Raw genomic sequence first — 2,855 nt, 5'->3', positions numbered from 1 at the left:
GGACGGGACGGCGGGTGGCGCGGACGCCGGGGGACGGGGCCGGTGTCCACGGCACGCCGCCGAGACGAACCGGGCCATTGTATTAAGAATTGCGCAATCACGTAAGTGTTGGCGCGTGCCGGATCTCCGGCGCGGCGAGGGGGCTCAGTCCGCGGACCGCGGCTTGTCCTCGGTCCCGCCGATCAGCTCCATGGCGATCTCCAGGGCGGCCTCGTGCCGCTCGTCGTCGGAGATGTCCATGTCGTTGGTCAGGAACACGCTGGTGTGCAGGGCCATGATCGACACCCGGGCGCGGAGCTGGTCGACCGCGGGGTCGCGGTCGTCGGCGAGGACGCGCGCGAGGGCGCGGAAGCGGGCGCGGGCCCCTTCGCCCGGCTTGAGGTCGCGGATCTCCTGCTGGTTCTGGGACATGAAGCGCATGAGGTCGCCGGCGGGCCCGCGGAGCAGGTCGGCGTAGCGTTCGAGGACGGCCACCCGGTGCTCGCGGGTCATCGGCTCGGTGCCGGCCCAGGCGACCAGCTCGTCCACCTTCTCGCCGAACTCCTCGAAGAGGCTGGCGATGATGTCCTCTTTGGTCTTGAAGTGGTAGTAGAGGGCGGCCTTGGTGACGCCGAGCCGCTCGGCGATCTCCCGGAGCGAGGTCTTCTCATAGCCCTGCTCGGCGAACAGCTCCAGCGCGACCCTGCGGATCTGCTCCCGGGTGTCGCCCCGTCGTCCGCCCATAATCACTCCCATGCCCCTCATACTTACTTGACGACCGGCTAGTTAGGAGCTTACCGTACGTCAGGTAAGGAAACTAGCCGGACGGCAAGTAAGTGAAAACCCGTCCTCCAGGGGAGACTAGCGATGTCGCAGGCAGGAAACGGGCAGGCCGCGCCGCCCGCCGCGGGCGGACCGGGCCAGGCCCCGGCGGCGGGGAGCGACGCCAACAGCCAGCGCCAGATCTACATCGGCATCTTCGGGCTCATGCTCGGCATGTTCCTGGCGATGCTCGACAACCTGATCGTCGGCACCGCGCTGCCGACCATCGTGGGTGACCTGGGCGGTCTCGCCCACCTGGCGTGGGTCGTCACCGCCTACGCGCTGGCCGCCGCGGCCGCGACCCCGATCTGGGGCAAGCTCGGCGACCTGTACGGCCGCAAGGGCATGTTCATGTCGTCGATCGTCATCTTCCTGGTCGGGTCGATGCTGTCCGGCCTGTCGCAGAACATGAACGAGCTGATCGGGTTCCGCGCGCTGCAGGGCCTCGGCGCGGGCGGCCTGATGGTCGGCGCCATGGCGATCATCGGCGACCTGGTCCCGCCGCGCGAGCGCGGCAAGTTCCAGGCGATGATCGGCGGCATGATGCCGGTCGCGTTCGTCGGCGGCCCGCTGCTCGGCGGCTTCCTGACCGACCACCTGAGCTGGCGCTGGGCGTTCTACGTGAACGTCCCGATCGGCGCGGTCGCGCTGCTGGTCACCGGGTTCGGCATGCACCTGCACTCGCGCCGCCTCAAGGCGAAGATCGACTTCATCGGCGCGACCCTGCTGACCGTCGGCGTCGTGTGCGTCACCCTGGTCGCGAGCTGGGGCGGCACCGAGTACCCGTGGGCCTCCGCGCAGATCATCGGCCTCGGCGTCGCCGGCGTCGCCTCCCTGGTCGCGTTCGTGTTCGCCGAGAACCGCGTCCCCGAGCCGATCCTGCCGATGCGCCTGTTCCGCAGCCGCAACTTCACCGCCGCGCAGATCCTCAGCTTCCTGGTCGGCGGCGCGATGTTCGGCGCGGTCAACTTCCTGCCGCAGTACATGCAGAACGTCCAGGGCGCGTCCCCGACCAACAGCGGCCTGCTGCTGCTCCCGCTGATGTTCGGCATGCTCGTGGTGATGCTGACCACCGGCCAGCTCATCACCCGCAACGGCCGCTACCGGATGTACCCGATCATCGGCGGCGCGGTGCTCACCGGCGGGATGCTCGTGCTGCTGATGCTGACCGTCGACACCTCGACCGCGATGAGCTCCTTCATGACCCTGGGCGTCGGCCTCGGCATGGGCTTCATCATGCAGATCAGCATGCTGGTCACGCAGAACAGCGTGGAGCTGCGGGACATGGGCGCGGCGAGCGGCGCGGTGACGCTGTTCCGGACGATCGGCGGCTCCCTGGGCGTCGCCCTGCTCGGGTCCATCTACACCCACCGGCTGGAGAGCGTCGTCTCCGGCAGGCTCGGTGAGCAGGCGGGCCACAAGATCGCCTCCGGCGGGGCGCACATCACGCCCGAGATGCTGAAGACGCTTCCGGCCCCGATCCGCAACGCGTTCGAGGCGGGCGTCACCAGCGGCCTGCACGGTGTGGCGATCGGCGGCGCGGTCCTCGCGGCGCTGGCCTTCGTCGCCGCCTGGTTCATCAAGGAGGTCCCGCTGCGCGGCTCCGGACCGGCCGCCAAGGGCAGCGGGGCGGAGGAGACGGCGGTCGACACCGTCCCCGCGCACTGATCCCGGTTCCGCTGAACGAGCCCGCCCCGGTCACCGGGGCGGGCTCGTCCGCGTCTCCGGGGCCCGAAGTTCCCGCGCCGGTTGACAGCCGGTCAAGAGCGGGTGAACCTCCGAGGGATGAGCGAGGATGGCGCCGATCCGCCGGAGCGTCCCGTGAACGAGTTCACCGGGGACGTCGCCGGTGCGGTGATCCAGGCTGGCACGTTCACAGGTGCCATCAACGTGCGCGCTTCCGGGCCCGAACCGCCCCGGCCGCGCCAGCTTCCCGCGCCCGGGACGCTGGTGAACCGGACCGACACGATCGGGGAACTCGACCGCTTCCGGCCGGATCCGGACGGCCCCTGCGGCGCGGCCGTCCTGAGCGGCCCGCCGGGCATCGGCAAGAC

General features: G+C 70.2%; 2 protein-coding genes and 1 pseudogene. 2 read left to right on the top strand and 1 reads right to left on the bottom strand.

The window, feature by feature from the left end; all coding sequences use genetic code 11:
• Window positions 1-144 precede the first annotated feature (144 nt).
• Window positions 145-723, bottom strand: a complete 579-nt coding sequence (locus AB0J52_RS34775; protein ID WP_500187148.1) for a TetR/AcrR family transcriptional regulator — start codon at window positions 721-723, stop codon at window positions 145-147.
• A gap of 123 nt (window positions 724-846) precedes the next feature.
• Here AB0J52_RS34775 and AB0J52_RS34770 point away from each other — a divergent pair, with 123 nt between their 5' ends.
• Together AB0J52_RS34770 and AB0J52_RS34765 are read left to right on the top strand one after the other, a co-directional pair.
• Window positions 847-2,469 carry an MDR family MFS transporter gene (locus tag AB0J52_RS34770; RefSeq protein ID WP_500187146.1) on the top strand — a complete coding sequence of 541 codons (1,623 nt, stop codon included), beginning with the start codon at window positions 847-849 and terminating at the stop codon, window positions 2,467-2,469.
• 117 nt (window positions 2,470-2,586) lie between these two features.
• Window positions 2,587-2,855, top strand: a pseudogene (locus AB0J52_RS34765) (hypothetical protein); the annotation flags it as partial.

Origin of the sequence: Spirillospora sp. NPDC049652 (genome assembly GCF_040675125.1) — a bacterium.
GTDB lineage: Bacteria > Actinomycetota > Actinomycetes > Streptosporangiales > Streptosporangiaceae > Spirillospora.
The sequence above is the reverse complement of the archived record's forward strand: the minus strand, read 5'-3'. Positions and strand labels throughout refer to the sequence as shown.

Excerpts from the sequence above, each read along its gene's own strand:
- AB0J52_RS34770 (WP_500187146.1), top strand. The coding sequence starts at position 847 with ATGTCGCAGGCAGGAAACGGGCAGGCCGCGCCGCCCGCCGCGGGCGGA.
- AB0J52_RS34775 (WP_500187148.1), bottom strand. The coding sequence starts at position 723 with ATGGGCGGACGACGGGGCGACACCCGGGAGCAGATCCGCAGGGTCGCG.